The sequence below is a fragment of the Halopseudomonas yangmingensis genome (assembly GCF_900114825.1).
Lineage (GTDB): Bacteria > Pseudomonadota > Gammaproteobacteria > Pseudomonadales > Pseudomonadaceae > Halopseudomonas > Halopseudomonas yangmingensis.
Genome location: NZ_FOUI01000002.1, coordinates 318,512 through 344,291, shown reverse-complemented (window position 1 = coordinate 344,291; position 25,780 = coordinate 318,512). Strand labels below are relative to the sequence as shown.

Genomic DNA, 25,780 nt, shown 5'->3' with positions numbered 1-25,780 from the left:
ATTTGGCCGTTTGTCGGTAATTATGCGCTGCCAATCTTATACAAGAATTTTATTAATGGTTTCATGTGTATAATTATATGCAGCCACTGCACAGCAGGCTGCCGTTAAACTCCGATATTTCTTCCGGTTGAGGGATGTGCCCTATGGGAGCATGGCAGCGAAATCTGCTGGCTGTTTTGGTTCTGCTGGTCTGGTTGGCCGGATTGGCCTGGGCCTGGTGGTGGTTTGAGGCACGTCATATCAAGGCTTTTTTGCGGCCGGCGTTTTTTGATGGTGTGGAGGTGTCAGCGCCATTCGCAGGGGGCGGTATACAAGTATTGCATGTGTGGCAGTCCGGCTGCCCGTGCAATTCAGGGCACCTGGGCTATGTTGAGGATATGACGCAGCGTTTTTCTGCTCAGGGTGTGCGCTTTGCCCGCAGCGGTGCCCAGTCCGTCGAGAAGGAATCTACCTTGCTGGCCAGCCTGCCTTTCAAGGCGCTTCCGCAGGACTGGGATCACTGGCCGGGTGCTCCTGCCGTGGCAATCTGGAATGCCGAGGGCCGCCTGGCCTATGTGGGGCCTTACAGTGATGGTGTGGCCTGTACCAGTGACAGCAGTTTGATAGAGCCGTTGTTGAGAACGTTGGTGGCTGGCAGGGAAGCCAGCGTAACCCGGCAGGACACAGTGTCTTGTCTGTGTGAACTTGATTGAGGGTAATCAATGTCAGGCGTTGACTCCGTGCAGGGCGAATTGCAGGCGCTGTATCTGAAGGCTGACCGCATCATGTTGGGCGTTTTGTGGATTTGCGTGCTCTATTTATTCGTGTTGGCGCCCTGGCACTCCACCTGGCTTCAGGCGGTGCTGGTAGGAGGCGGCACCATGCTGGTGATGCATGTGTTGCATGCGCTGATCGCCGGTCGGCGGTTGTTCCGCTGCGCGGTGGCAGCGGCGCTGATGGTGATGGCGGCACTGCACATCAACCAGAGTCACGGTACGGTGGAGATGCACTTCTCAATCTTTGTACTGCTGGCTTTCCTGATCTATTACCGCGATTGGTTGCCGGTGGTGGTGGGTGCGCTGGTAATTGCCGTGCACCACCTGTTGTTTTTCTGGCTGCAGCAGCAACTGATCGGCGTCTGGGTGATCGCTGATGGCGGCTGGGGCTGATTTTCATCCATGCCGGCTATGTGGTGTTCGAGGCGGCGGTGCTGATCTATCTGGCCCGTCAGGGCTATCAGGACGCCCGCGAGGGTGACAGTCTGGCGATGGCCCTGACCCGGGTCGGCGGGGCTGATGGGCGGATGGATCTGGCGGTGCGTGCCGAGGGTCGCGGCAAGCTGGTGGACGGCTTCAATGATCTGCTGTCGCGGCTTGATCGTCTGGTCGCCGATGTTGCCAGTGATGTGCGGCAACTGGATGTGGTGGGCGGCGAGCTGTCTGACAAGTCATCCCAGGTGGCGGGTGGCTCGCAAAAGCAGGTTGGCGAGTCGCAGTACATGGGGCAGGCGATGGCCGAGTTGAGTGGTGCCACTGCCGAGGTGGCGCGCAGTGCAGCGGAGGCGGCGGAGGCGGCGCGCAATGCCAACACCCACGCCGGTGAGGGCAATGCGGCGATGCAGGCGATTCGCGCTGAAATTGGCTCACTGAGCAGCGATATCGGCACCACCGGTGAGGCGGTCAACGGGACCGCGCAACTGGCCAACGAGATCAATCAGGTGGTGGATGTGATCAAGGGGGTGGCCGAGCAGACCAACCTGCTGGCACTGAATGCTGCCATCGAGGCGGCGCGGGCCGGCGAACAAGGTCGCGGTTTTGCCGTGGTGGCCGACGAGGTGCGTAACCTGTCGCAGCGTACCGCCCATTCCACGGCCGAGATCCAGGACTTTATCGCCCGTCTGCAGCGAACTGCCGAGGAGGCGCGCAGCGCCATGCAGCGTAGCCAGGCATCCGTGCAGCGTTGTCTGGAGGGTGCCGAAGAGGGCGCGCAGACGCTGGCCGGAGTGGCCGAGGAAGTCAGCCAGATTTCGCGTCTGAACGACATGATAGCCACTGCCACCCATCAGCAGTCGGCGGTCGGCGAGGATGTGGCGCGGCATCTGGCTGAAGTCGGTAGTATTGCCGGGGTGAACGCCGAACAGGCACAGGCGCTGGCCGGCCTGGCCCGCCAGTTGGACCGGTTGCGTGGCGAGCTGGACAGCCAGGTACAGCAGTTTCTGGTCAGCCGCGCCTGATAGCGCTAGGCGCCCAGACCCCGTGCCAGCAGCCGATCCAGTGCGTTGGCGAAGGCCTGCTTGTCGCGGTCGCTGTAAGGCGGCGGGCCGCCGCGACCGGCCAGTCCGGCGCCACGCAGTTCATCCATCAGGTTGCGCACTGCCAGTCGCTCACCAATGCTGCCCTTGTCATAAATCTGCCCGCGTGGGTTGATCGCGGTGATTTCCCGGCGTACCAGACCATCGGCCAGCGGTATGTCGGCGGTCACCACCAGATCGCCGGGCACCGCATGGGCAATGATGTAGTGATCGGCCTCGTCAGCCCCGCCGGGTACGGTGATCTGGCGCATGCCCGGTGCTGGTGGCAGGCCCAGCGGACTGTTGGCTACCAGGACCAGTTGCAGCTGGCGCTTGCGGGCGGCGCGCATAACGACTTCGCGCACGGGCTTGGGGCAGGCATCGGCATCAATCCACAGGGTCATACACGGGTCTCGGCAAGTCGGGTGGCCATTGTCGCCCAGTTAAGGGGGAATGTGCAGCATGCAGCCATTGTTTGCTAGTGACCAGCCGGCCACTGTACTGGTGGCGGGTGGCAGTCGCGGGATTGGTCGGGCGCTGGTTGAAGCGCTGCTGCAGCGTCAGGATATCGGGCGGATTTATGTGCTGGCGCGGCACTGGTCTGAGCCGGCGGGTGATCCGCGAGAACAGCGTTTGTGCGTCGACCTGACCGATCCGCAGGTGCTGCATGGGCTGGGTGAGCAACTGCGCGCCGAATGCCTGCGGCTGGATCTGCTGATCAACTGTGTTGGTCTGTTGCATGAGCCGGATGGCTTGCAGCCGGAAAAACGCCTGGCCGATGTGCAGCTGGACTGGCTGTTGCAGTCATTCACGGTGAATGCCGCCGTGCCCCTGTTGCTGGCCCGCGAGCTGTTGCCGCTGTTGCGCGGACGTCATCTGTGCCGTTTTGCCTCGCTGTCGGCGCGGGTCGGCTCAATCGGTGACAACCGGCTTGGCGGCTGGTATGCCTATCGCGCAGCCAAGGCGGCGCAGAACATGCTGCTGCGTACCTTTGCCATCGAGTGGGCCCGGCTGAATCCGAATGGCTGTTGCTTGCTGCTGCATCCGGGCACCACAGATACCGGGCTGTCGGCGCCCTTTCAGGCGAATGTGCCCGAAGGCCGGCTGTTTGCCCCGGCGTTTGTCGCTGAACGACTTTTACAGGTCATTGCCGGGCATGGCCCGGCGGACAGCGGCAACTTCTATGCGTGGGACGGTCAGCCGATCCCCTGGTAATCAGGCTTCCAGTTCTGCCTGCAGGTTTTCCAGCGCTTCCAGGGCCTCCAGCCAGTCCGCCTCCAGGCGCTCGATCAATTGGCGGCAGTCGGCCTGATCGGCCAACAGGGTTTTCAGGCGACCCTTGTGTTCCGCCTGATACAGGCTGCTGTCGGCCAGCTGCTGTTCGATCCCGGTCAGTTGCTGCTGGGCCTTGGCCAGTTGCAGCTCCAGACCGTCAACGGTCTTTTTCAGTGGCGCCAGTTTCTGCCGCAGCTCCGCTGCCTGACGGCGCTGTTCACGGGCATCCACGCGCGGCGCCGTGTTGCTCTGGGGTTGCAGGTTGCGTTGCTGTTGCTGGCGGAACTGGGTCAGCCACTGGGTGTAGCTGTCCAGATCCTGCTCGTAGCCCTGCAGTTGGCCATCGGCCACCAGCCACAACTCGTCAGTGGTGGCGCGGATCAGTGCGCGGTCGTGGGAGACCAGCAGCATGGCGCCCTCGAAGGCCTGCAGTGCCACCGTCAGGGCGTGGCGCATGTCCATGTCGAGGTGGTTGGTCGGCTCGTCGAGCAGCAGCAGGTTGGGCCGCTGCCAGGCAATCAGTGCCAGCGCCAGTCGGGCCTTCTCGCCACCGGAAAAATGCCGGACCGGCTGTTCCACTCGGTCACCGCGAAAATCGAAACCGCCGAGGAAATTGCGCAGGTTCTGCTCACGCTCGCCGCCGGCAATGCGTGCCAGATGCAGCAGCGGGCTGGCCTCGGGGTCAAGGCTATCCAACTGATGCTGGGCAAAATAGCCGATCGACAGGTGCTCGCCGCGGGTCAACTCGCCGGCCAACAGCGGCAGGCTGCCGGCCAGGGTCTTGATCAGCGTTGATTTGCCGGCGCCGTTGGGGCCGAGCACACCAATTCGTGCGCCGGGTGCCAGCTGCAGTTTGACGTTGTGCAGGATCGTGCGCTGCGGGTAGCCAAGCTCGCCATCGCGCAGATCCAGCAGCGGGCTGGATTGCTGCAGTGCCTCGCGAAACTCGAACTCGAAGGGTGAGTCAATGTGTGCCGGCGCCAGATCCTGCATGCGTTCCAGCGCCTTCAGCCGGCTCTGTGCCTGGCGTGCCTTGCTGGCCTTGGCACGAAAACGGGCGATATAGCTTTGCATGTGTGCCCGCTGTGCCTGCTGCTGCTCAAAGGCGGCCTGCTGCTGGCTGAGACGTTCGGCGCGGGTGCGCTCGAACTGGCTGTAGCCGCCGCGATACAGGTTGAGCTGGCGGCCTTCGACATGCACGATGTGGCTGACCACCGCATCGAGAAAGTCACGGTCGTGGGAAATCAGCAGCAGGGTGCCGGGATAACCCTTGAGCCAGTCTTCCAGCCAGAGAATCGCATCCAGATCCAGGTGGTTGGTCGGCTCGTCAAGCAACAGCAGGTCGGAGGGGCACATCAGCGCCTGGGCCAGATTCAGGCGCATTTGCCAGCCGCCGGAAAACTCGCCAACCTGCATCTCGCACTGCTCGCTGCTGAAGCCCAGACCGGCCAGCAGGCTGCGTGCCCGGCTGTCGGCACTGAAGCCGCCGTGCGCCTCCAGCTCGGCATACAGGCTGCCAAGGGCATGTGCGTCGTGGCGCGCCTCGGCCTCGGCCAGGCGCGCCTGCAGCTGGCGCAGGCGCTGGTCGCCGTCAAGCACGTAGTCGACAGCGCGGCGCTCCAGCGCTTCGATTTCCTGGCGCATATGGGCGATCCGCCAGTCCGCCGGCAGCCGGCAATCGCCGGCATCGGCGGAGAGGTTGCCGAGCAGCAGGGCAAACAGGCTGGACTTGCCGGCGCCATTGGTGCCGAGCAGACCAATTTTCTGGCCGGGGTGAATGGTCAGACTGGCCTGTTCAAGCAGGCGCAACGGGCCGCGTTGCAGGGTGAGGTTATCTATCCTGATCATGGGCGCGGAGTATATCAGGGGCAGCATGGCCAGGCAGGGGATTGTGATGAGCAGTTTGCAGCAGTTTGCCGATGAGTTTTACCGTCGCCCGGGGGTGGCGGCGCTGTTGCTCGAGTTGCAGGATCGGCATGGGTTGGATGTCCTGCTATTGCTGACCGCCTGCTGGCTGGGGCGGCGCAGGGTGAGCCCGCAAGCGCTGGACTGGCCGGCGCTGGATGCCGGGCATGCACAGTATGCCGAGCAACTGGTGCAGCCATTGCGTCGGGTCCGTCGATTATTGAATGGCTTGCCGAATGGTGAGTTGATCAAGGGGCCGGTGCTGGAGGCGGAGCTGGCCGTGGAGTGGTGGTTGCTGGCGCGGCTGGAAAAACAGTTGGAGGGGCTGGCAGGGGAGGCACAGACAAGCATTGAGCTGCAGATTCAGACTTGTGCGGCCTGCCGCGGGGAGCCTCCGGCAGAGCTGCTGTCGCAGCTCTGCCGTATGGCTGGGGTCTAGATCAGGCAGGCTGGGCGCTGCTGTCGCTGGCAGCCTTGGCCGGGGAGCGGCGACGTCTGGGAGCGGCGGCAGGGTTGTCGCGGCGTTCGATGGCTTCGTCAACCTGCTGTTCGAGACGTTGCAGGCCTTTGGCAAGGCGCAGGGTCTCGCGGGTGTCGCTGCGCAATTGACGCACATAGGCCTGGGCATCCTTGCGTGCGCCTTGCAGTTCTTTCAGTGCGAGGCGCAGATCGGCCAGCTTGTCGGTGGTGCGGGCAATGGATTTTTTGCTGGCCTGTTCCTGACGCTTTTGCGCCAGTCGTTGTTCGGACTCTTCCAGCTTGTCGCGTAGTTTGGCCTGCTGGCGGTCAAGCTTCTCCAGTGCCTTCAGGGCTTCCTGCTCGGCGCGCGCGCAGGCACCTTGCAGTTCCTCGTTGAGGGTATGTGTCAGTGTCTGGAGAAGGTGCAGCGGGGTCGCTATGGCTTTGCTCATGATGGCTTCTCAGGTGGTCTGGAGCAGTGTGCGGTGGGCGTTGTGCAGTACTTCGATCAAGCAGTCTTCAAGCTCGAAGCGTTCACGCAGCAGGCTTCCCAGTGCGCTAAGGTCCTCGGGTAGTGAGGCGCTGTCGCTGTCACCAGCAGGCCCGGCATGCTGGTCGTTGAAGTCCACCGAGAGCCGGGTAATGGTTTCGATACGGGGATACAGCTGCCCGATCAGGTCGAGGGCTGCGGAGTCGTTGAAGTCTTCGGCTTCGCGAATCAGTTGCTGATAGATTTCAAAGTGCCCGGCCGAGGCGTAATCCACCAGCAGGTCGCAGAAGTCGCGCAGGCGGTTGTTTGCCGAAGGGGCGTCACGCAGGGCGTTGAAGGCATGGATCAGCTGGCGGCGTTCATCGAGCCAGCGGTCAATCAGCTGGTGTACGCCACCCCAGCGTTCCTCTGCCGTTTTGCAGCTTTCCAGCATCGGGCACCTCCTTGCAGCTTGTAGGCCGATCAGGCCATCACCTGCCTGTCGTCGAACGGACAGAATAGGCCAGCCTGCAAGAGGGTTTCAACAACAGATTGCGCGACTTCAGGTGTCCTGGCGGCGCAATAGCTGTACCAGTCCGAATGCCGTGTAGACAATGAATACCAGCAGCATGCATTCAGCGATGCTCAGGCCCAGAAAGGTCCAGCCAACCTCGGCGCAGTCGGCGGTACCGCTGAACACCAGGCTGAGCATCTCCCAGAAGGGTAATACTTCCAGCATGTAATCCATGCTGGGCAGGCAACTGGGTAACTGGTCGGCAGGTTGGTGCTGCAACCAGATCTGGCGAGTGGCAATCGCGGCACCAAAGCCCCCGGCAAGGGTTGTCAGGGCTGCGTATACCCGTGCGGCGGGGCGGCGCCGGTTGCCTTCTGGCAGCGGGGTGTGCAGTACAGCAATCAGGCTGATCAGGCCGAGGGTGATCACTGCCACGCGCTGTACGATGCACAGCGGGCAGGGTTCCAGCCCCATGACATGTTCCATGTACAAAGCGCTGCCGAGCAGCAGGATGGCGCCTATCAGGGCCAGCAGATACAGCGGGCGGGAAGCAGGAAGGGTCATTGCATGGTCCGTCAAGATCTGTGACTCAGGCATGCAACCTTAGAACATGTGCCTGTGTCGGACAAGCGTGGGGCCCGGGGACTGCCCGGGCCCGCAGGCTCAGGCGTTGCCCTGGGCTTCGGCAGCCCGGCGCTGTTCGGCCTGGGCATAGAGAACGTCGAAGTTTACCGGTGCCAGCAGCAGGGGAGGGAAGCTGCCACGCAGGACCATGTTGTCGATCGCCTCGCGGGCATAGGGGAACAGGATGCTCGGGCAGAAGGCGCCGAGGGTGTGGCGCATGGCGGCCTCATCCAGGCCCTGGATGATGAAGATGCCAGCCTGCTGGATCTCTGCGATAAAACAGGTCTCGTCACCGTTGGTCACGGTGGCGGACAGGCTCAGGACGATCTCGTAAACGCCGTCCTGAAGCTGGCTGTTGCGCGTGTTGAGGTCCAGATTGACCTGTGGATTCCACTGGGCCTGAAACGCAGCCGGTGCCTTCGGGGATTCAAAGGACAGGTCTTTGACATAGATGCGCTGCAGGCTGAACTGCGGCTGTTGCTGTTCGCCCTGGGCGCCATTGGCGGCGGGATTGGTCTGGTTCTCTTCGGCCATGTTCAGTGGTCCTTTTGTTTTGGGTTAGCAGGGGGCTGTGGCTCAACCGGCCAGCAGAGTATCGAGTTTGCCGGTGCGATCAAGTGCCAGCAGTTCATCACAGCCACCCACATGGGTGCCGTTGATCCAGATCTGCGGAACCGAGGTGCGTCCGGCCAGGCGTGTCATTTCCGCACGGACTGCAGGTTGGCCGTCGACGCCGATTTCGCGGTAGCTCAGGCCCTTGCTGTCGAGCAAATGCTTGGCGCGGCTGCAGAACGGGCAGTAATTGCTGGAATAAATAATGATGTCGGCCATGTCACTTCACCAGGGGCAGATTGTCGCCCTTCCAGCCGTTGATGCCATGGGCCAGACGTGCCACGTTGAAGCCGGCGGTCTTCAGTTGCTTGGTGCAGGCTCCGGCAGTCTGGCCGCTGTTGCAGACGACCAGAATCGGTCGTTCGCGATGCTTGTCCAGCTCGCTCATGCGGGTCGCCAGCTTGTCGAGAGGGATGTTGATCGAGTCGACAATATGACCGGTGGAAAATTCCTTCTTCGGACGGATGTCCAGCACCAGCGCGTCTTCCTTGTTGATCAGCGCGGTGGCCTGCTGGGTGGTAAGGGCTGCGCCGGAGCGGCGGCCCTCGGTGATGATAAGCAGGGTCAAAACCACCAGAAAGGCGATGACCAGCATCAGGTGGTTTCCGATGAATTCGACGAGTTGCTGGAAAAACTGCATGTGGGTTGCTTCCGCGGTACCAGAGAAAGTGGAGCAGTATACACAGCCGCCGTCCACTGCTGAACCATTGAGCGCGCGCATCAGGTCGATAGGCCGCCTGACATGACAGTCGACCGGCGGGCAAGTACACTGTCGGCAGTTTTTCAGCCCCCTGGTGCAGCCAGTTTTGACGAGTGGATCAAGCATGAGTTCAGCGCGCAAACCCCTGGTTCTGGTGATTCTCGATGGTTTCGGACACAGCGAGTCACCGGATTCGAATGCCATCATGGCCGCCAATACCCCCAACTGGGACCGGCTCTGGCGTGAGGCACCGCATACCCTGATTTCCGGCTCGGGCATGGATGTCGGCCTGCCCGACGGGCAAATGGGCAACTCCGAGGTTGGTCACATGAATCTGGGTGCCGGCCGGGTGGTCTATCAGGATTTCACCCGGGTGACCAAGGCGATCAGCGACGGCGAATTTTTCGACAATCCCGAGATCTGCAAGGCGGTGGATGCCGCGGTGGCGGCCGGAAAGGCGGTGCATGTGATGGGGCTGGCTTCCCCGGGTGGAGTGCACAGCCATGAGCAACAGCTGGTGGCCATGCTTGAACTGGCAGTGCGGCGCGGCGCCAAAAAAATCTATCTGCATGCCTTCCTTGATGGCCGCGACACCCCGCCGAAGAGCGCCGAAGCCTCGCTGCGCCTGTTCGATGAGGCCTTTACCCGCCTCGGCGTGGGCCGTACTGCCAGTCTGGTCGGACGCTACTTTGCGATGGACCGGGACAACCGCTGGGAGCGGGTCGAGAAGGCTTTCAAGCTGATTGTCGATGGCGTTGGCGAATTTGCCGCCGACACCGCGGTTGACGGCCTGCTGGCCAGCTATGCGCGCGGCGAGAGTGACGAGTTCGTCAAGCCCACGGTGATCGGCGAGGCAGTGACCGTCGAGGATGGCGATGCGCTGGTGTTTATGAACTTCCGTGCCGACCGTGCCCGCGAGCTGACCCGGGCCTTTGTCGAGCCGGATTTCAGCGGATTTGCCCGCCATCGGGTGCCGCAACTGGCGGGCTATGTAATGCTCACCCAGTATGCGGCGGATATCCCGGCACCCTGCGCTTTTCCGCCGGAGTCCCTGAACAATGTGCTGGGCGAGTACCTGGCAGCCCAGGGGCTGACCCAACTGCGGATTGCCGAGACGGAAAAGTACGCCCACGTGACTTTCTTTTTTTCCGGTGGTCGCGAGGAGCCCTTCGACGGTGAGGAACGCATCCTGATTCCCTCACCACAGGTGGCCACCTATGACCTGCAACCGGAAATGAGCGCCCCCGAGGTTACCGACCGTATCGTCGAGGCCATCGAACAGCAGCGCTACGACGTGATCATCGTCAACTATGCAAATGGTGACATGGTTGGCCATACCGGGGTGTTCGAGGCCGCGGTAAAGGCCGTGGAGTGCCTGGACCAGTGTGTCGGGCGGCTGGTGGCAGCGCTGCACAAGGTCGGCGGCGAGGCATTGATTACTGCCGATCATGGCAATGTTGAGCAGATGGAAGACCACAGCACCGGCCAGGCGCATACCGCACATACCTGTGAGCCGGTGCCCTTTGTCTATGTCGGTCAGCGCACATTGACGATGCGCGAGGGAGGCATCCTGTCTGATGTGGCGCCGACCATGCTGGCCCTGCTGGGCCTGCCGCAGCCGCCGGAAATGACCGGTCGCTCGATCGTCAGCCTGCAAGGCTGAGTGGCGGCTGCCGATGCGCGCCGTCGCGGTCTGCCTGCTGGGTGTGCTGCTGGCGTTGGCGCCATTGCTGTCATCGGCACAGGCGAATGATTCGCGCCAAGCCCGCGCTGAACTTGAGCAAACGCAAAAGGAGGTCGAGCAGCTGAAAAAGCTGCTGGGCGGCCTGCAGGCCGAGTTGGGTGGCGTGGAACGCGAGCTGGCCACGGTGGAGCGTGATATCGGCCAGATCCGCCGGCAAAGCCGCGAGTTGCAGCAGCAATTGCAGCAGGGTGAGCAGCAATTGCAGCAGATGCAGTTGCAGTCACAGGCACTCGAGCAGGAAGTGGCCGGGCAGCAGCAACAGATTGCCCGGCAGTTGCGTGCCGCCTGGATGGCGGGGGAGCAGGATTCGCTGCGGGTGCTTCTGAGTCAGGATGATCCGCAGCGTGCCAGCCGCATGCTGCGTTATTACCAGTACCTCAATCGTGCGCGCATGCAGGAAATCCAGCAGTATCGCGAGAGTCTGACACGTCTGCAGCAGGCGCGAGCCGAGCGGGTACAGTTGCTGGCTGATCAGCAGCAGCGCCGTGAGCAGCTGAAGCAGCGCGAGCAGCAACTGGCCGGGCGTCAGGACGAACGTAATGCGGTACTGGCCAATCTGCGTAATCGCACCCGTGAGCAAAGCCAGCAACTCAAGGCCCGTGAGGCCGAGCGCGCCGAGCTGGAGCAACTGGTCAAGCGCCTCGACGAAGCGATCACTCGCATTCCCACTCCCGCCGGCAGCCAGCCCTTTGCCCAGGCCCGCGGCAAGCTGCCGTTGCCGGTGCGCGGCGAGATCATTGCGCGGTTCGGCAGTCAGCGTGGCGATGATGCACGGATGAAATGGGACGGCCTGGTGATACGCGCGCCCGAGGGGCATACGGTGCATGCGATCCACGGTGGCCGGGTGGTGTTTGCTGACTGGCTGCGTGGCGCCGGGCTGCTGCTGATTCTGGACCACGGGAATGGCTACCTGAGCCTGTATGGTCATAGCCAGAGCCTGTTGCGTGATGTTGGCAGCTGGGTGCAGCCGGGCGAAGCCATCGCCACCGTGGGCAGCAGTGGTGGCCAGGCCGGCCCGTCACTGTATTTTTCCATCCGCCACCAGGGCCGCGCCCTTGATCCGGCGGCCTGGTGTATGCTGTAGAGCGGCTGCAGACAAGCTGGCCACAGGAACAATAGTCGGGAGAACAACATGATTGCCGTGCGTACATTGCGGGCCAGTGGCCTGGTTCTGGCTTTGCTGCTTCCCGGACTCGGGCTGGCCCAGTCCGAGCCGCAGGACGCGCCATTGCCGCTGGACCAACTGCGCACCTTTGCCGAGGTGCTGGAGCGTATCCGCACGGCCTATGTCGAGCCGGTAGATGACAGCACGCTGCTGGAAAATGCCATTCGCGGCATGCTCGAGGGGCTTGACCCGCATTCCGCGTATCTGGATCCGGAATCCTTCAAGGGGTTGCAGGACACCACCAGCGGCCAGTTTGGTGGCCTCGGTATCGAGATCGGCCAGGAAGACGGCTTTATCAAGGTGGTGGCGCCAATCGATGAGACGCCGGCCGCCGCCGCCGGCATCGAGGCGGGTGACCTGATCATCAAGATTGATGATCAGCCGGCCAAGGGCATGAGTTTGATGGATGCAGTGAATACCCTGCGCGGCGAGCCGGGCTCCAGCGTCAGTCTGACCCTGGTGCGCGGCACCGGCAGTCCCTTTGTGGTGGAGCTGAAGCGCGCGGTGATCAAGGTGCGCAGCGTGCGCAGTCTGGACCTGGAGCCGGGCTATGCGCTGCTGCGGATTACCCAGTTCCAGAACAATACCGGTGACGAGGTGCGACGTACGCTGGCTCGCCTGAATACCGATAATGCCCTCAAGGGGCTGGTGCTGGACCTGCGCAACAACCCCGGTGGTGTGCTGCAGTCGGCGGTTGAGGTGGCGGACAGCTTCCTCGACAGCGGCACCATCGTCTACACCCAGGGCCGCCTGAGCAATGCCGAAATGCGCTTCAACGCCACGCGCAACAAGCCCGCTGGCGAGGTGCCGGTGGTGGTGTTGATCAATGGTGGGTCGGCCTCGGCCTCGGAAATCGTCGCTGGCGCCCTGCAGGACCACGGCCGGGCGGTGATCATGGGCACCGACAGCTTCGGCAAGGGCTCGGTCCAGACGGTGCTGCCGCTGAACAACGACCGTGCGCTGAAGCTGACCACGGCACTGTATTACACACCAAATGGTCGCTCGATTCAGGCCCAGGGGATTGTGCCGGATATCCGTGTCGAACGTGCCCGTGTCACCCGTGAGGCCGAGGAAGAGGGCTTCCGCGAGGCCGACCTGCAGCGTCATCTGGGCAATGCCAACGGCAGCACCGAACGCGGCAGTCGCGAGCTGCGTCAGGCCCGTGAGGAGCGGCCGCAGGATGCCGACTACCAGTTGGCGCAGGCGCTGAATCTGCTCAAGGGGCTGAATGTGGTACGCCGGCCCTGATGCGCAGGCTGTACCTGGCCCTGCTGTGCCTGGGCCTGTTGGCTGCCTGTGAGCGTTCCACTACCGAAGTGAGCGAGCCGGTAGCAGCGGTGGAGTCTGCCCCGGTTGTGCCGCTGGTGCCTTTGGTGCGACCTGTGGATGACCGAGGGTCGCTCTGGCGGCAGCTGGAGGCGGCCAAGGTCGAGGTGCCCGAGTCGCAGCAACTGCCGCCGCAAACGCCCCCTGTTGCCGCGCTAGCAGACAGGCCTGCGCAACTGGCGATCATTATCGATGATGTTGGGCATTCCCTTGAGGCGGGTCGCCGGCTGATCCGTCTGCCGGTGCCGTTGACCCTGGCCATCCTGCCGCATACCCGGTTTGCCAGCCAGTTGGCCGATGAGGCGCTGGCTGCCGGGCATGGCGTGATGCTGCACCAGCCGATGGAAAATGGTGCAGGCTTGCCGATCGGCCCTGGCGGGCTTTACAGCCATATGAGCGACGAGCAGCTGCGCCAAGTGCTGATGGTTAACCTCGACAGCCTGCCGCAGGCCAGCGGCGTGAACAATCATATGGGCAGTCGTCTGACCGCCGAGCGTCGTGCCATGGATGCCCTGATGCCGGTGCTGCGCGAGCGCGGGCTGTTCTTTATCGACAGTCGCACCACCGCCGAGACCCAGGCGGCCTTTGCCGCCGAGGCGGCGGGCGTGCAACAGCTGTCACGCAGCGGCTTTCTCGATCACCGGCGCGACGCCGGGCTGATTGCCGGCAAGCTGGCGGAGGCTATTGATACGGCACGCGCGCAGGGCTGGGCACTGATGATCGGGCATCCCTACGAGGAGACTCTGCAGGTGCTGGAGCGGGAACTGCCAAAGCCGCTAGCGGACGGAGAGGTTGAGCTGGTGCCGTTGCAACAGCTGCTGCAACGGCACGCCCGATAAGCTCAGGGCGGCAGCCGGGCTGCCGCCAATAGCTCAGAAGTGCAGCTTGACGATCAGATTGGTAGCGCTCTGGTCGGTCTTGAACGCGCTGCTGTCCTTGATACCGTACTTGTTCTTCCAGTAGTCGTATTCGACACCGACATACAGTTGCTTCGGCGACCAGTCCAGTGCCTTGCCGAGGTCATATTTGACCTGTGGGTTGAACTTGAAATTGGCGTGGTAGCCGCTGCGGCTGTCGTTGTCGACCACCCAGTCGATAAAACCGTCGATCAGCAGGTCGGACTTGCCCAGCGGCTGGGTCCAGGCCCACGCCGGGGTGACCTGCCACACACCGCGACCGCCATCCGGGGTGTCGGCGCGGCGGTAGTAGGTGTTCAGCTGGACGAAGTCAAAACCGGGCACTGCCAGATCAAAACCGGGGCCGAGCAGGTAATTGTGCAGGTCGCCACGGCCGAATTCCCAGGTGGCTGCCAGCAGTACATCCTTGACCGGACCGAAACTGATTTCCTGACCGCTCAGTTTGCCCAGAGAGAAGCGCGGCGAGAGTTCGCCATACCAGCTGCTGTTGTCACCACGGGCATTGCGACCACCGTTGTAGTGAATGCTGTCGACAAAGAAGAACAGATCACCGAAGTTCCAGCCACTGACATGCTCGAAGGTGACGGTCTGCTGGGTCTTGGGGTCAACCTGGAAATCGGTGCCGACCAGATAGGTCAGGCTGTTGTTCTGCCACTGCAACGGGCTGGCGCTGGCCAGCGAGCTGCACAGCAGCAGGCTGCCACCGAGTACGGCTTTGCTCAGGGTATGCATCGGGTAAGGCTCCACAGGGTTGCTGAAAACCCGCCATGGTAATGATTTCGCCATAAAAAGCGAGTCGTGTTGCAATGCGGTTCACTGCGCCAGGCGGATACGCTCACCGGCTTCAAGGCCGCTGGTTACCACCACCTGACCGTCCTGCTGACGCCCGGTGGTAATCACTCGGCGATGGCTGTGGCCCTGGCTGTCGATGACGTCGACGGTGCTGATCTGTCCGACCCGGCTGATGGTAGTGTGCGGAATCCACAGCAGTTCGGCACGGCCGGCGGGAATCTGCAGGCTGGCGTACATGCCCGGCAGCAGGCCATCGAGCTGCGGCAGTCCGGCCTTGATCAGAATCGCCCGGGCGCCTGGGTCGGAACCAGGTACCTGTTCTTCGACCACCACCTCCAGTTGCTGGTCAAGCGCATCAATACGGGCCAGCAGTGGCTGGCCGCCGCGCAGGCCAAGGGCCAGGCTTTCGCGTACCTGGGCTGCCAGTTGCAAGGACTGCGGGTCGTACAGGCTGACCAGCAGCTGTCCGGGGCTGGCGGTATCGCCTGGCTCGATATGGCGCTCGGTGACCCGGCCATTGATGGGTGCCAGCAGGCGGGTATAGCTGAGCGCGGTCTCGGCCTCCTGACGGGCCTGTTCAGCACGCTGCAGGTCGGCCTGCAGGCTGGTTGACTGGGCACGGGCGCGGTCCAGCATGGCCTGGGTGCCGGCGCCGCGTTCCAGTAGCTGGCTGGCGCGTTGCAGTTCGCGGCGGGCCTCGTCAGCCTGGGCGCGCACCGCTGCCAGTTGCTGTTCGGCCTGGGCCAGGCGGGCGCGGAATTCGCGGTCGTCCAGCTCCAGCAGTAAATCGCCGCGTTGCACCGGATCTCCGGCGCGAACCAGAACGCGGTTGACGCTGCCCAGTACCCGGCTGCTGACCTGCGAGGCCTCACGGGCAATCACGGTGGCGGCCACGGTTTCTGTCAGTGCCTGTTCGCGAGGTTGCAGCAACAGGGTGTCGCCGGCCGCCAGTGCAGGTGTTTCGGCGACCTCAGGGCTGATGCGGGTATTGAATAGCCCGGCAAACCAGGCCATGACCAGCAGCAGGGCGCCAAGCAGCAGGGCTATCTTGATCAGGGTGCGCATGGCGGTTGAATCTCCTTGTCATGATGCAGCAGGTAGTAGGCACAGGGCACCACGACCAGCGTAAACAGGGTTGAGGTAATCAGGCCGAAGATGATCGCCCAGGCCAGTCCGGCAAACACCGGATCCAGGGTGATCACCAGATTGCCCAGCAGGGTGGTGCCGGCGGTCAACAGCACTGGTCGCAGGCGCAAGGCACCGGCACTGAACAGGGCGTCACGCAGGGCATCCCCGGCGCGCAGGCGCTCGTCGATGAATTCAACCAGAATCAGGCCGTTGCGCACCACGATGCCGGCCAGTGCGATCATGCCGATCATCGCCGTGGCAGTGAACAGCACCGGGTCGGCGATGCCGCCTGACTCCCCGGCCGTCAGCAGGTTGAGCAACCAGAACCCTGGCATCAGGCCGATCATCGACAGCGGTATCGCACTCATGATCAGCCCCGTCAGGGCCCAGCTGCTGGTCTGGATGCGCAGTACCAGTGCCATGCCGACCAGCGCAAAGGCAAAGGCCAGCCCGAGGTCGCGGAACACCAGCACAGTGACCCGCCACTCGCCCTCGCCGGTCCAGCGCGCGTTGACGCCCTCAGGCAGGCTCCAGCCAAGGCCGCCGCCGGAATTGAAATAAGTGCGCCAGTTCAGGCTGCGGGGCTGGTCGCTGTTGCTGTCACGGTCGGCCACCACATCGGCGATGATCTCTGCCGGCTGGCGCCCGGCAATCTCGGCCATCACGTAGATCACCGGTTGCAGGTCCTTGCGTTGCAGCACCGGGTCATCCTCCAGTTGCTGCCAGCTGCCCAGCTCGGCCAGCGCCACCATCGGCCGCGGCGCCTGCACCACGCCGCCCTGAATCTGCTGGCGGTAGCCGGCCTCGCCGCGCAGGGTAAGCTCGCCCATGCGCAGCGGATCGCGCCGCCACTCGGGTGCCAGTTCCAGCCGCAGCGGCAAGGCGCGGACTTCGTCCGGCTGTTTCAGGTGCCCGGCGGTCAGCCCGTCATGGGCGAGGCGCAGGTGCTGGTTGATATCGGCGACACTGATGCCTGACAGCGCGGCCTTGCGCCAGTCCGGCACAAAGCGCAGTCGTTGGTGTTCGCTGCTCAGGCTGCTGTCGACATCGACCACGCCCGGTTCACGGGCCAGTCGTTGCTGCAGGGCCAGGGCCCCCCGTTGCAGGTCGTGCCAGGGGGTATTCGGCTGGCCACTGATTTCCACCACCAGGGTACTCATTACCGGCGGCCCGGGCGGCACCTCGACCGGTTTGAAACGGGCGTTGCCCTGTTGCTCCAGTTCTGCCAGCAGTGGGCGCAGGCGCAACAGAATGGCGTGGGACTGGTCTTCACGCTGCAGCTTGTCGGCCAGAGTCAGGCGCAGTTCGCCCAGCTCCGGTGCCTGGCGCAGATAATAGCGGCGCACCAGGCCGTTGAAGTCGATCGGTGCCGGCTCGCCGACATAGGCAGCCACCGCCTTGACCTCCGGCAGTCGCAGCAACACTTCGCCGGCCTGTTGGACGGCGGCGCGGGTCTGCTCCAGGCTGCTGCCCTCGGGCAACTCGACCATGACCGCCAGCTCGTTCTTGTTGTCATAGGGCAGCAGTTTCAGTGGCACCAGCCGCAGCATCGGCAGCAGCATGCTCAGCAGCAGCAGAACGATCATGGCGATGATCACCGCCCAGGCGCGCCGCCGAGAGGCGATCCAGGGTGCCAGCAGGCGGCTGTAGAAGGCGGAGGGCGGGGCCTCGGACTGGCCCGGTTTGAGCAGTCGTGCGGCCAGCCAGGGGGTGAACAGGAAGGCCACCAGGGTCGAGGCGGTCACCGCCACCGGCACGTTGAGTGCCATCGGTGCCATATAGGGGCCCATCATGTCGGTGATAAAGGCCAGTGGCACAAAGGCGATAATGATCACCAGCGTCGACATCAGCAGTGGCCAGCGGATTTCCAGCATGGCGTTGATCACGGCGGTGAACTTGTCAGCGCCGCGGCGGCGCAGGTGGCGGTCGATATTGTCGACGCCGGTGATCGGGTCATCGACCAGCAGGCCAAGGGCCAGAATCAGCGCAAACAGGGTTACCCGGTTGATGCTGTAACCGGCCAGCGCATTGATACCCAGCGCGATCGAGTAGCACAGTGGCACTGCCAGCGCGACCAGCAGGGCCTGACGCCAGCCGAGGAATATGCCGATAAAACCGATCACCGTGAGCACCGCCAGCAGCAGGCTGCTGGTCAGGTTGTTGACCTTCTCGTCGGCGGTTTCACCGTAGTCGCGCAACACCTCTACCTGCAGCGCATCCGGCAGCCATTCGGTCTGCATCTGCGCCACACTCTGGTGCAGGCTGTCGGCCAGCCACACGGCATTGCTGCCCGGCTGCTTGGAGATCGCCAGGGTGACCAGCGGGAACTCCTCAGAGGCTGGCCCCTGCGGATGCTGCTCGCCGGTACGCAGCCAGCTGTAGCTGGCGACCTCGGCCGGGCCGTCGATGACCTGCGCCACCTCGCCCAGGCTGATCGGCACCTGGTCGACCACCGCCACCACCAGCTCCGGGAGCTGTTCCGGTTGCAGCAGCAGGCCGCTTTCCAGATTGATCGAACGGTTGTCCAGGGTCAGCTGCCCAACCGGTTCGATCAGGTTGCTCTGGCGGATCGCCTGCAATACGTCCACAGCGCTGACACCGCGCGCGGCCATGGCGGTCGGGTCGAGCTGGATGCGAAGCTGGCGCGGCTGGCCGCCAATCACCTCGATACGGTTGGTATTGGGCAGCCGTTGCAACTGGCTGGCCATTTCCTCAGCCAGCCGGCGCAGCTGGAACTGGTCGAGCTGCTGCGGGTCATGGCTCCACAGGCCGTACACCACGATGGCCACATCGTCGATATCCACCGGGGTGACCTGCCAGTGGGTGACGGCAGGGGGAATGCGGTCGGTGTGGCTGTGCAGCTTGCTGAAGGCATGGAACAGCGCGTCGTCACGGTTGCTGCCGACGCGGAAGCGCAGGGTCAGCAGACCCTGGTTGCGCTGGCTGGTGGCATAGCTGTGCTCCAGCTCTGGCAGGGTGGCAATCAGTTGTTCAAGCGGCTGGATCACCTGACGCTCGACCTCGCGGGCCGACAGGCCGGGGGCCTGGATGCGGATGTCCACCACCGGCACCACTATCTGCGGCTCTTCCTCGCGAGGGGTGTACCAGAGCGCGGCCATACCCAGCAGCAGTAACAGCAGCATCGCCGGCAACGGCCAGCGGCTGTCGAGCAGGCGCTGGCCAAGGCGTTGCAGCGGGGTTTCGGGCGTAGAGCTCTGTTGCATGGTAACTGGACGTCCTGTGTAGCAGGGGATACGCACTGATTCACAGTCGAGGCAGGCGCACCTGGTCGGCTGCGTTCTGGAACTGGAAGCAATCAGCCTGAATTATAGGTTGTGCTGCGGCAGCTGTTTGCAGGTGGTAATAAAAGATTGATTTTATACCCCATATAGTATTCATGAGAAGCTGTTTCAGCCGAATTTGCTAAACTGCCGCAGCTGTTTCTGTCCTGGAGATATATGGATGCTGCTACGCGGCCTGACCTGGCTGATTTTGTTCCAGTTGCTTGGCACCGGCCTGCAGGTGCTCTGGTTGCAGGCGGTACCGGCGCCAATCATCGGCATGCTGTTGCTGCTCGGTTTTCTGCTGTTGCGCGGAAAGGTGCCGGAGTCGGTGGAGCAGGCTTCCAATGGGCTGCTGCAGTATCTGCCGCTGATTCTGGTGCCGCCGGCGGTTGGGGTGATGGCCTATGGTGCCGAATTGCGCAGCTTTGGCTTGGGCATCGGGCTGACCCTGGTATTGTCGTTGTTGCTGGCCCTGCCGCTGTGCGGCTGGCTGATGCAGCGCCAGTTGCATCGGCGCGCGGCGGCGGAGCAACCCCATGGCTGAGGCCTGGCAGGCAATAGCCGGGCATCCATTGTTCTGGCTCGGGGTAACCCTGGCGGCCTATCAGCTGGGGCTGGAGCTGTACCAGCGCAGCGGCCTGGCCTTGTTCCACCCGGTGTTGGTGTCGATTGCCCTGATCATTGCCGCGCTCTGGCTGTTCGGCGTCGACTTTGCAGCTTACAGCGCAGCGGTTGATCCGCTGTTGATCCTGCTCGGGCCCGCCACCGTGGCGCTGGCAGTGCCGCTGTACCTGAACCTGCGCAAAATCCGCCAGTTTGCCTGGCCGGTGCTGCTGACCCTGTTGCTGGGTGGCGGCTTTGCCACCCTGAGTACCCTGTTGCTGGCCTGGTTGTTTGGTCTCAATCCGATGCTGATGCTGACCCTGGCGCCGAAATCAGTAACCACGCCGATTGCCATGCTGGTGGCCGAGCAGATCGGAGGTGTAGCCGCGCTGGCCGCGGTGTTCGTGATGCTCACGGCGATTCTGGCAGCGCTGCTAGGCCCGGCGCTGTTGCGCCTGTGCCGGATCACCCACCCGGCTGCCTGGGGTCTGGCGATGGGTATCTGTGCCCATGCCGTGGGTACCGCGCGGGCCATGGAAGAGAGCGAGGAGGCCGGTGCCTTTGCCGCGCTGGGCATGAGCCTGATGGGTATTCTGACCGCACTGCTGCTGCCGCTCGGGGTGACCCTGTGGCTGTTCTGGTTGGGGTGAGCCGGTTGGGCTCACCCCGGCAACTTACCAGGTATCCACAAAGGGCCGCAGGCCGCGCTCCAGTGATTCCGGTGGTGCTGAGCTGAGTCCGCGCAGCAGCCAGTCGCGGGTTTCCAGCGGGTCGATCACCGCGTCTATCTCCAGAAAACTGGCCATGCTCAGTCCTTTGCCGCGTTGGTACAGCTCGGCCACCAGCTGGTCGAACAGCGCCTGCTGTTCGGCCGGGTCCTCCAGCGCTGCCAGCTCCTTGGCATAGCCCAGGCGTACCGCACCCTCCAGCCCCATGGCGCCGAATTCACTGCTCGGCCAGCCGATGGTGAACATCGGCGCATGGAAGCTGCCGGCGGCCATGGCCTGGGCGCCCAGACCGTAGCCCTTGCGCAGCACCACGGTGAAGAACGGAATCGTCAGGCTGGCGGCGGTAACGAACATGCGCGAGACATGCCGTACGGTGGCTTGCTGTTCGGCGTCCGGGCCGACCATAAAGCCGGGGGTGTCGCACAGGGATACCATCGGCAGGCCATGGGCCTGGCACAGCTGCATAAAGCGCGCGGCCTTGTCGCCGGATACCGCGTCGATGGCGCCGCCCAGATGCATGGGGTTGTTGGCCATTAGGCCGAAGGCCTTGCCGTTGATGCGGATCAGCGCGGTAATCAGGCCGGGAGCAAACTGCCGGCGTAGTTCCAGTACCGAACCGCTATCGGCCAGGGTCTCGATCACCTCGCGAATGTCGTAGACGCGCAGGCGGTTTTCCGGAATCAGGTGACGCAGCAGGCGCTGATCGGCGCACTCGCCGCCGGGCAGGTCGCCCTGGAAATAACTCAGATATTGTTTGGCGACCCGGGTGGCGTCGGCTTCATCCTTGACCAGCACATCGATCACCCCGTTGCGGCCCTGCATACTGGTCGGACCGACCTGTTCCGGGGTAAAGCGGCCCAGCCCGCCACCTTCGATCATCGCCGGGCCGGCCATGCCGATGGTCGCGTTCTCGGTGGCGATAATCACGTCACAGCAGCCGAGTAGCGCGGCGTTACCGGCAAAGCAGCGGCCGGACACCACGCCCACCAGCGGTACCTGACCGCTGAGGCGGGCCATGCGCATGAATGTGGTGCAGTCGAGTCCGGCCACGCCGACCTTGTCGATATCGCCGGGGCGACCACCACCGCCTTCGGTGAAGAACACCAGCGGCAGACGCCACTGCTCGGCCAGCTCGAGCATGCGGTCGGTTTTCTTGTGATTGGTCACGCCCTGGGTGCCGGCAAAGACCGTGTAGTCGTAGCTCATGGCCATGCAGCGGGCTTTCTCGGCGCCAAACTGCGCGGCGTTGACCGTGCCTAGACCAGTAATAAGACCGTCCGCCGGGCTCAGCTTGAGCAGTTCCTCATGCGTGCGGCGGGTGCGCTGGGCGGCCAGGGCAAAGCCGCCGTATTCCATAAAGCTGCCCTCATCCAGCAGGTCGGCGAGGTTCTCGCGGGCGGTGCGCTGGCCGGTCTTGCGTCGTTTGGCCACCGCCTCTGGGCGCCGCTCGTCGCTCAGGTCGGCCTGGCGTTCCAGGACATCACGCAGGTCGGCGCGGATATGTGCCAGATCGATACTTTCCTCGGAGACAAGGCCATCGTTGCTGACTTCGGCCGGTTCGAGAAACAGCAGGGCGCTGCCCTCGAACAGGTTGTCGCCGGGGGCAGCCGCCAAGGCGCGGATAATCCCGCTCTGGGTCGCCTTGACCACGAATTCCATCTTCATCGCTTCCAGCACAGCGACCTGCTGGCCAACCGCGACGGTATCGCCGACCTGCACATCCATGCTGACCAGCACACCCTGCACGGGGGTACTCAACGGTTCAGTGCCGGCCGGGGCGTCGATCTCCGCTTGGCGCTGGGTCTGGCTGGTGGCCGCTCCCTTGGCATACAGGTGCGGATGGGCCTTGCTGCCGGCGCCGACCAGCGTAGCCGCTTCGGCTTCGATAAAGCCGGTGCTGACCTGATTGGCCTGCACCGCCGGATGCTGCAACAGGTTCTGCAGAAAGTGCAGGTTGCTGGCCACGCCTTCCAAGCGGAATTCGCACAGCGCGCGGTAGGCGCGCTTGAGCACCTGCGGGTAGTCGGCTGCGGCCTGCACGATCAGCTTGGCCAGCAGCGAATCAAAGCTGGGGCTGGTGGTATAGCCGCTGTAGCCGTAGCCATCGACGCGGATACCGGCGCCACTGGGCGGCTCATAGGCACTCAGGGTGCCGCCGGCCGGACGGGCGCTGCCGTCGCTGGCCATGCTTTCCAGATTGATCCGCAGCTGAACGGCGTAGCCGCGCGGTACGGGTATCCGGTCCTGGGTCAGACCCAGTTCAGCCAGGCTGGCACCGGCAGCCAGACGCAGCTGGATCTGGGCCAGGTCCAGGCCGGTAACCGCCTCGGTGACCGTGTGCTCGACCTGAATGCGCGGGTTGGCTTCCATAAAGACAAAGTCGCCGCTGTCTTCATCGAGCAGAAACTCAACGGTGCACAGGCCGCGATAGCCGACCGCGCCGGTCAGTTTCAAGGCGGCCTGCAACAGTTGCTCGCGCAGCGCCGGGTCCAGTCCCGGTGCCGGAGCGATTTCCAGCAGCTTCTGGTTGCGTCGTTGCAGCGTACAGTCGCGCTCCCACACATGCGCCACTTCGCGGCCATCGCCGATGATCTGCACTTCGATATGTCGGGCGCGGCGGATCAGTCGTTCGATATAGAGCGCATCGCTGCCAAAGGCGGCCTTGGCTTCGGACTGACAGCGTGCATAGGCCTGATCCAGTTCAGCCGGGTCCAGCACCGCACGCATGCCCCGGCCACCGCCACCGGCCAGTGCCTTGAGCATGACTGCTGCCCCCGGTCCCAGTTGCTGCATAAAGGCGTGGGCTTGCTCCAGTGAGGTCGGCTCATTGGTGCCTTGCACCAGCGGAATCCCGAGCTCCAGTGCGAGGGCGCGGGCGCTGGCCTTGTCGCCAAAGCGTTCCAGTACCGTGGCGCTGGGGCCGACAAAGCGAATCCCGGCATCCTCACATTGCGCGGCGAAGGCGGCGTTTTCGCTGAGAAAGCCGTAACCGGGGTGGATGGCGTCGCAGCCCTCTTCGTAGGCAATGCGCAGCAACTGGCTGGCATCCAGATAGGCGCTGGCGCCACGGCCCTTGAGGGCAATCGCCCGGTCAGCCTTGTGCCGGTGCAGTGAGGCGGCATCATCCTCGGCGTATACCGCGACGCTGGGAATATCCAGTTCGGCGGCGGCGCGAGCCAGACGGATGGCGATTTCGCCACGGTTGGCGATCAGTAGTTTGGTGATGGGCATGAATCCTGTCCTGCTGGCTTCTGTTTGTTGCGCGTAGTTATTCTTGAGAGCGCAACTGGGTTTATGGTGTTGCTGGCACAGATCAATAATGCAGCCCTTGGCGCCACCTGCTGTGGACCGTCTATGCCCTGGACGGGCATAGTCGAGCCCCCAGGGATGGGTTTACGGCGTGTCCACAGCAGGTGGCGCCAAGGGCTAGCTGGCACGGAGGTTGTGGCGCATCACAGCAAGGCCTTCAGTTCATTCTTTTTCACCTTGCCGGTTGCCGTCATCGGCAATGACTCGACCAGGCGAAACTCCGGAATCTTGTACACCGCCATGGCCTCCTTGCACCAGTTGGTCAGGCTGTTGGCATCCAGTCCGCTGCCGGGTTTGGCCACCACAAAGGCCACCGGTATTTCGCCCTTTTTCTCGTCCGGGCGACCGATCACCGCAGAGGCCAGCAGTTGCGGGTGCTGGCCCAGCAGGGCTTCCAGTTCGCTGGGGAACACGCTCATGCCATTGACCTTGAGCATTTCCTTGCGCCGACCCAGGTAGCGGATAAAGCCCTGCTCGGTAATCACACCGCTGTCGCCGGTATGCAGCCAGCCGTCCTTGAGCGCGTCAGCACTGGCCTCAGGCTTGTTCCAGTAACCCTTGAGCAGGGAGGGGCTGCGCAGGCACAGCTCGCCTTCCTCGCCCAGCGGCAGCAGTTCTCCGGTCTCGAAACTGCAGATCTTGAACTCGGTGCCCGGCACCGGCAGACCGACAAAGGTGGGTGCAGACTTGAGGTCAAAGTCGTCGTCCTGCAGGCCGGCAGTGAAAGTATCGCAGGTATGGGTTTCGGTCATGCCAAAGCTGGTTTCAAACAGGGTGCAGCCGGTCAGTTCACGCCAGCGACGACGGTATTCCGGAGTCAGCTTCTTGATAAAGGACACGCAACTGGTGATCTGCAGGGAGCTGAAGTCGAATTCGCCAACCCGTGGGTGGTCGAGGATTTCAGCAGCGCTGTCGACCAGGAGCCCCGTATGCTTGACTTGGTAATGTTGTACCGCCTGCATAAAGGCCAGCGCATCCCAGCGCGCCAGCAGCACCAGTGTGGTGCCGGTAAAGGCGGGGAACAGCAGGCCAGCATTTTCCCCGGCAATCCAGAACTCCGGCATGAAGTTCAGACTGACGCGCTCGCTGTCCAGACCCAGTGCGGCGGGAACAAAGCTGGCGCAGGTATAGAGCATGTCGCCGTGGGTATGGATGCAGCCCTTGGGCAGGCCGGTGGTGCCGCCGGTGTAGTTGAGCGCGGCAATTGTATCCAGCTCCGGTTCGTGCAGGTCGCGGCGCGGGCTGTAATTGGGTAGTTCGCTGAGCAGGTCCAGATTGTCGGTGACCGGCAGCTTGGGTGCCAACAGCAGGTCAGGCACCTGAATCGGCGGCTGCGCGGGGCAAAGTTCGGACAGGCTGGTGCTGATCAGCAGGCGCAGATCCGTATTGCTCTGTACCTGACGCACCGCAGGCAGCAGCTGGTCAAAGGAGACCATTACGCTGGCGCCACAATCCTTCAACTGATATTCGAGCTCGAGACCTACCGCCATCGGACTCACCGGGCAGTGGATGGCACCAGCCCGCAGTATGCCGAAAAAGGCGATATGGAACTGCGGGCAGTTGGGCATATACACCGCGACTCGGTCGCCGGGCTTGACACCCTGGGCCAGTAGCAGGGCAGCAAAGCGGTCGGCCTGCTCATCCAGCTCGGCAAAGCTGGTCTGGTGGCCATAAAAGGCAATGGCGGTCTTGTGCGGGGTGGTGTCTGCCCAGTGGCGCAGGTAGGCGGTCAAGGGGCGCTGCCCGAGCGGATACACGGGTTCGCTGGCATGGCCTGCGGGCCAGTGTTGCCGCTGCAATTGGCTGAGCCGTGCAAGATAGTCCTGTAGCTGCATGTGGTGCTCCGCTGTTCTTGTCTTGTTGTCAATCCATGCAGCTTAGGACGTCTGTCAGTGGACGGTGAAGCGATGATTCTTCATCATAAAGCATGAATTTCATTCATTATTTTGCAGTAATG

The 25,780-nt window shown here is 63.3% G+C and carries 24 protein-coding genes; 11 read left to right on the top strand and 13 right to left on the bottom strand.

Annotated elements, in window-relative coordinates; translation table 11 throughout:
• Positions 1-134: 134 nt before the first annotated feature.
• Genes BMZ23_RS15395 through BMZ23_RS03755 form a run of 3 tightly spaced genes read left to right on the top strand, consistent with a single transcriptional unit; the run spans position 135 to position 2,212 of the window.
• Positions 135-692 (top strand): DUF6436 domain-containing protein, encoded by a 558-nt coding sequence (locus BMZ23_RS15395; RefSeq protein ID WP_483866627.1) that lies wholly within the window; start codon positions 135-137, stop codon positions 690-692.
• Positions 693-701: 9 nt separating this feature from the next.
• A complete protein-coding gene (locus BMZ23_RS03760) occupies positions 702-1,148 on the top strand; it encodes a hypothetical protein (protein ID WP_093472902.1) in 447 nt (148 codons plus the stop codon).
• 38 nt (positions 1,149-1,186) lie between these two features.
• Positions 1,187-2,212: a methyl-accepting chemotaxis protein gene (locus BMZ23_RS03755; RefSeq protein ID WP_177197211.1), complete on the top strand. Its 1,026-nt coding sequence runs from the start codon at positions 1,187-1,189 to the stop codon at positions 2,210-2,212.
• Positions 2,213-2,217: 5 nt separating this feature from the next.
• On the opposite strand, the gene BMZ23_RS03750 is transcribed toward BMZ23_RS03755, so the two are convergent.
• Positions 2,218-2,673 carry a YaiI/YqxD family protein gene (locus BMZ23_RS03750; RefSeq protein WP_093472897.1) on the bottom strand — a complete coding sequence of 152 codons (456 nt, stop codon included), beginning with the start codon at positions 2,671-2,673 and terminating at the stop codon, positions 2,218-2,220.
• 58 nt (positions 2,674-2,731) lie between these two features.
• On the opposite strand from BMZ23_RS03750, the gene BMZ23_RS03745 reads away from it, so the two are divergent.
• Positions 2,732-3,484 (top strand): SDR family NAD(P)-dependent oxidoreductase, encoded by a 753-nt coding sequence (locus BMZ23_RS03745; RefSeq protein ID WP_093473148.1) that lies wholly within the window; start codon positions 2,732-2,734, stop codon positions 3,482-3,484.
• Here the strand turns inward: BMZ23_RS03745 and BMZ23_RS03740 are convergent, their stop codons facing one another.
• A complete protein-coding gene (locus BMZ23_RS03740; RefSeq protein WP_093473145.1) occupies positions 3,485-5,392 on the bottom strand; it encodes an ATP-binding cassette domain-containing protein in 1,908 nt (635 codons plus the stop codon).
• Between the two features lie 46 nt (positions 5,393-5,438).
• Here BMZ23_RS03740 and BMZ23_RS03735 point away from each other — a divergent pair, with 46 nt between their 5' ends.
• Positions 5,439-5,888, top strand: a complete 450-nt coding sequence (locus BMZ23_RS03735) for a TIGR02444 family protein (RefSeq protein WP_177197210.1) — start codon at positions 5,439-5,441, stop codon at positions 5,886-5,888.
• A 1-nt stretch (position 5,889) separates the two neighbouring features.
• On the opposite strand, the gene BMZ23_RS14960 is transcribed toward BMZ23_RS03735, so the two are convergent.
• The 6 genes from BMZ23_RS14960 to BMZ23_RS03705 all read right to left on the bottom strand — a co-directional run bounded on the left by BMZ23_RS14960 (position 5,890) and on the right by BMZ23_RS03705 (position 8,767).
• The gene (locus BMZ23_RS14960; RefSeq protein ID WP_093472894.1) at positions 5,890-6,360 is read right to left on the bottom strand and encodes a hypothetical protein; all 471 of its coding nucleotides are present in this window, start codon (positions 6,358-6,360) and stop codon (positions 5,890-5,892) included.
• 9 nt (positions 6,361-6,369) lie between these two features.
• Positions 6,370-6,831 carry a sigma D regulator gene (rsd, locus tag BMZ23_RS03725; RefSeq protein ID WP_093472891.1) on the bottom strand — a complete coding sequence of 154 codons (462 nt, stop codon included), beginning with the start codon at positions 6,829-6,831 and terminating at the stop codon, positions 6,370-6,372.
• 108 nt (positions 6,832-6,939) lie between these two features.
• Positions 6,940-7,455 (bottom strand): disulfide bond formation protein B, encoded by a 516-nt coding sequence (locus tag BMZ23_RS03720; RefSeq protein ID WP_093472889.1) that lies wholly within the window; start codon positions 7,453-7,455, stop codon positions 6,940-6,942.
• A gap of 99 nt (positions 7,456-7,554) precedes the next feature.
• Positions 7,555-8,049, bottom strand: coding sequence for a protein-export chaperone SecB (secB, locus tag BMZ23_RS03715; RefSeq protein ID WP_093472886.1), 495 nt, complete (start codon positions 8,047-8,049; stop codon positions 7,555-7,557).
• Positions 8,050-8,091: 42 nt separating this feature from the next.
• The gene (gene grxC / locus BMZ23_RS03710) at positions 8,092-8,346 is read right to left on the bottom strand and encodes a glutaredoxin 3 (protein ID WP_093472883.1); all 255 of its coding nucleotides are present in this window, start codon (positions 8,344-8,346) and stop codon (positions 8,092-8,094) included.
• Between the two features lies 1 nt (position 8,347).
• The gene (locus BMZ23_RS03705; RefSeq protein WP_093472880.1) at positions 8,348-8,767 is read right to left on the bottom strand and encodes a rhodanese-like domain-containing protein; all 420 of its coding nucleotides are present in this window, start codon (positions 8,765-8,767) and stop codon (positions 8,348-8,350) included.
• Positions 8,768-8,951: 184 nt separating this feature from the next.
• Between BMZ23_RS03705 and gpmI the strand changes: the two genes are divergently transcribed.
• The 4 genes from gpmI to BMZ23_RS03680 are packed head-to-tail and all read left to right on the top strand — an operon-like array spanning position 8,952 to position 13,901.
• The gene (gpmI, locus tag BMZ23_RS03700; RefSeq protein WP_093472877.1) at positions 8,952-10,490 is read left to right on the top strand and encodes a 2,3-bisphosphoglycerate-independent phosphoglycerate mutase; all 1,539 of its coding nucleotides are present in this window, start codon (positions 8,952-8,954) and stop codon (positions 10,488-10,490) included.
• Between the two features lie 13 nt (positions 10,491-10,503).
• Positions 10,504-11,655, top strand: a complete 1,152-nt coding sequence (locus tag BMZ23_RS03690; protein ID WP_143069556.1) for a murein hydrolase activator EnvC family protein — start codon at positions 10,504-10,506, stop codon at positions 11,653-11,655.
• A gap of 48 nt (positions 11,656-11,703) precedes the next feature.
• Positions 11,704-12,984, top strand: a complete 1,281-nt coding sequence (locus BMZ23_RS03685) for a S41 family peptidase (RefSeq protein ID WP_093472871.1) — start codon at positions 11,704-11,706, stop codon at positions 12,982-12,984.
• Positions 12,984-13,901, top strand: a complete 918-nt coding sequence (locus BMZ23_RS03680; RefSeq protein WP_093472868.1) for a divergent polysaccharide deacetylase family protein — start codon at positions 12,984-12,986, stop codon at positions 13,899-13,901. Before BMZ23_RS03685 ends, BMZ23_RS03680 begins: the two co-directional genes overlap by 1 nt.
• Before the next feature lie 33 nt (positions 13,902-13,934).
• Here the strand turns inward: BMZ23_RS03680 and BMZ23_RS03675 are convergent, their stop codons facing one another.
• The 3 genes from BMZ23_RS03675 to BMZ23_RS03665 all read right to left on the bottom strand — a co-directional run bounded on the left by BMZ23_RS03675 (position 13,935) and on the right by BMZ23_RS03665 (position 19,123).
• Positions 13,935-14,711, bottom strand: a complete 777-nt coding sequence (locus tag BMZ23_RS03675) for an outer membrane protein OmpK (protein WP_093472865.1) — start codon at positions 14,709-14,711, stop codon at positions 13,935-13,937.
• A gap of 81 nt (positions 14,712-14,792) precedes the next feature.
• Positions 14,793-15,836: an efflux RND transporter periplasmic adaptor subunit gene (locus tag BMZ23_RS03670; protein ID WP_093472861.1), complete on the bottom strand. Its 1,044-nt coding sequence runs from the start codon at positions 15,834-15,836 to the stop codon at positions 14,793-14,795.
• The gene (locus BMZ23_RS03665) at positions 15,824-19,123 is read right to left on the bottom strand and encodes an efflux RND transporter permease subunit (RefSeq protein ID WP_218143558.1); all 3,300 of its coding nucleotides are present in this window, start codon (positions 19,121-19,123) and stop codon (positions 15,824-15,826) included. Before BMZ23_RS03665 ends, BMZ23_RS03670 begins: the two co-directional genes overlap by 13 nt.
• A 238-nt stretch (positions 19,124-19,361) precedes the next feature.
• Here BMZ23_RS03665 and BMZ23_RS03660 point away from each other — a divergent pair, with 238 nt between their 5' ends.
• Both BMZ23_RS03660 and BMZ23_RS03655 read left to right on the top strand, forming a co-directional pair.
• Positions 19,362-19,727 (top strand): CidA/LrgA family protein, encoded by a 366-nt coding sequence (locus BMZ23_RS03660; protein ID WP_093472858.1) that lies wholly within the window; start codon positions 19,362-19,364, stop codon positions 19,725-19,727.
• A complete protein-coding gene (locus BMZ23_RS03655; protein ID WP_093472855.1) occupies positions 19,720-20,436 on the top strand; it encodes an LrgB family protein in 717 nt (238 codons plus the stop codon). The genes BMZ23_RS03660 and BMZ23_RS03655 overlap by 8 nt, the downstream gene beginning before the upstream one ends.
• 24 nt (positions 20,437-20,460) lie before the next feature.
• Here the strand turns inward: BMZ23_RS03655 and BMZ23_RS03650 are convergent, their stop codons facing one another.
• The gene (locus BMZ23_RS03650) at positions 20,461-23,745 is read right to left on the bottom strand and encodes a carboxyl transferase domain-containing protein (protein ID WP_093472852.1); all 3,285 of its coding nucleotides are present in this window, start codon (positions 23,743-23,745) and stop codon (positions 20,461-20,463) included.
• Positions 23,746-23,966: 221 nt separating this feature from the next.
• Positions 23,967-25,658, bottom strand: coding sequence for an AMP-binding protein (locus tag BMZ23_RS03645; RefSeq protein WP_093472849.1), 1,692 nt, complete (start codon positions 25,656-25,658; stop codon positions 23,967-23,969).
• Between the last annotated feature and the right edge of the window lie 122 nt (positions 25,659-25,780).

Excerpts from the sequence above, each read along its gene's own strand:
- BMZ23_RS15395 (WP_483866627.1), top strand. The coding sequence starts at position 135 with ATGTGCCCTATGGGAGCATGGCAGCGAAATCTGCTGGCTGTTTTGGTT.
- BMZ23_RS03760 (WP_093472902.1), top strand. The coding sequence starts at position 702 with ATGTCAGGCGTTGACTCCGTGCAGGGCGAATTGCAGGCGCTGTATCTG.
- BMZ23_RS03750 (WP_093472897.1), bottom strand. The coding sequence starts at position 2,673 with ATGACCCTGTGGATTGATGCCGATGCCTGCCCCAAGCCCGTGCGCGAA.
- BMZ23_RS03745 (WP_093473148.1), top strand. The coding sequence starts at position 2,732 with ATGCAGCCATTGTTTGCTAGTGACCAGCCGGCCACTGTACTGGTGGCG.
- BMZ23_RS03740 (WP_093473145.1), bottom strand. The coding sequence starts at position 5,392 with ATGATCAGGATAGATAACCTCACCCTGCAACGCGGCCCGTTGCGCCTG.
- BMZ23_RS03735 (WP_177197210.1), top strand. The coding sequence starts at position 5,439 with ATGAGCAGTTTGCAGCAGTTTGCCGATGAGTTTTACCGTCGCCCGGGG.
- BMZ23_RS14960 (WP_093472894.1), bottom strand. The coding sequence starts at position 6,360 with ATGAGCAAAGCCATAGCGACCCCGCTGCACCTTCTCCAGACACTGACA.
- rsd (WP_093472891.1), bottom strand. The coding sequence starts at position 6,831 with ATGCTGGAAAGCTGCAAAACGGCAGAGGAACGCTGGGGTGGCGTACAC.
- BMZ23_RS03720 (WP_093472889.1), bottom strand. The coding sequence starts at position 7,455 with ATGACCCTTCCTGCTTCCCGCCCGCTGTATCTGCTGGCCCTGATAGGC.
- secB (WP_093472886.1), bottom strand. The coding sequence starts at position 8,049 with ATGGCCGAAGAGAACCAGACCAATCCCGCCGCCAATGGCGCCCAGGGC.
- grxC (WP_093472883.1), bottom strand. The coding sequence starts at position 8,346 with ATGGCCGACATCATTATTTATTCCAGCAATTACTGCCCGTTCTGCAGC.
- BMZ23_RS03705 (WP_093472880.1), bottom strand. The coding sequence starts at position 8,767 with ATGCAGTTTTTCCAGCAACTCGTCGAATTCATCGGAAACCACCTGATG.
- gpmI (WP_093472877.1), top strand. The coding sequence starts at position 8,952 with ATGAGTTCAGCGCGCAAACCCCTGGTTCTGGTGATTCTCGATGGTTTC.
- BMZ23_RS03690 (WP_143069556.1), top strand. The coding sequence starts at position 10,504 with ATGCGCGCCGTCGCGGTCTGCCTGCTGGGTGTGCTGCTGGCGTTGGCG.
- BMZ23_RS03685 (WP_093472871.1), top strand. The coding sequence starts at position 11,704 with ATGATTGCCGTGCGTACATTGCGGGCCAGTGGCCTGGTTCTGGCTTTG.
- BMZ23_RS03680 (WP_093472868.1), top strand. The coding sequence starts at position 12,984 with ATGCGCAGGCTGTACCTGGCCCTGCTGTGCCTGGGCCTGTTGGCTGCC.
- BMZ23_RS03675 (WP_093472865.1), bottom strand. The coding sequence starts at position 14,711 with ATGCATACCCTGAGCAAAGCCGTACTCGGTGGCAGCCTGCTGCTGTGC.
- BMZ23_RS03670 (WP_093472861.1), bottom strand. The coding sequence starts at position 15,836 with ATGCGCACCCTGATCAAGATAGCCCTGCTGCTTGGCGCCCTGCTGCTG.
- BMZ23_RS03665 (WP_218143558.1), bottom strand. The coding sequence starts at position 19,123 with ATGCAACAGAGCTCTACGCCCGAAACCCCGCTGCAACGCCTTGGCCAG.
- BMZ23_RS03660 (WP_093472858.1), top strand. The coding sequence starts at position 19,362 with ATGCTGCTACGCGGCCTGACCTGGCTGATTTTGTTCCAGTTGCTTGGC.
- BMZ23_RS03655 (WP_093472855.1), top strand. The coding sequence starts at position 19,720 with ATGGCTGAGGCCTGGCAGGCAATAGCCGGGCATCCATTGTTCTGGCTC.
- BMZ23_RS03650 (WP_093472852.1), bottom strand. The coding sequence starts at position 23,745 with ATGCCCATCACCAAACTACTGATCGCCAACCGTGGCGAAATCGCCATC.
- BMZ23_RS03645 (WP_093472849.1), bottom strand. The coding sequence starts at position 25,658 with ATGCAGCTACAGGACTATCTTGCACGGCTCAGCCAATTGCAGCGGCAA.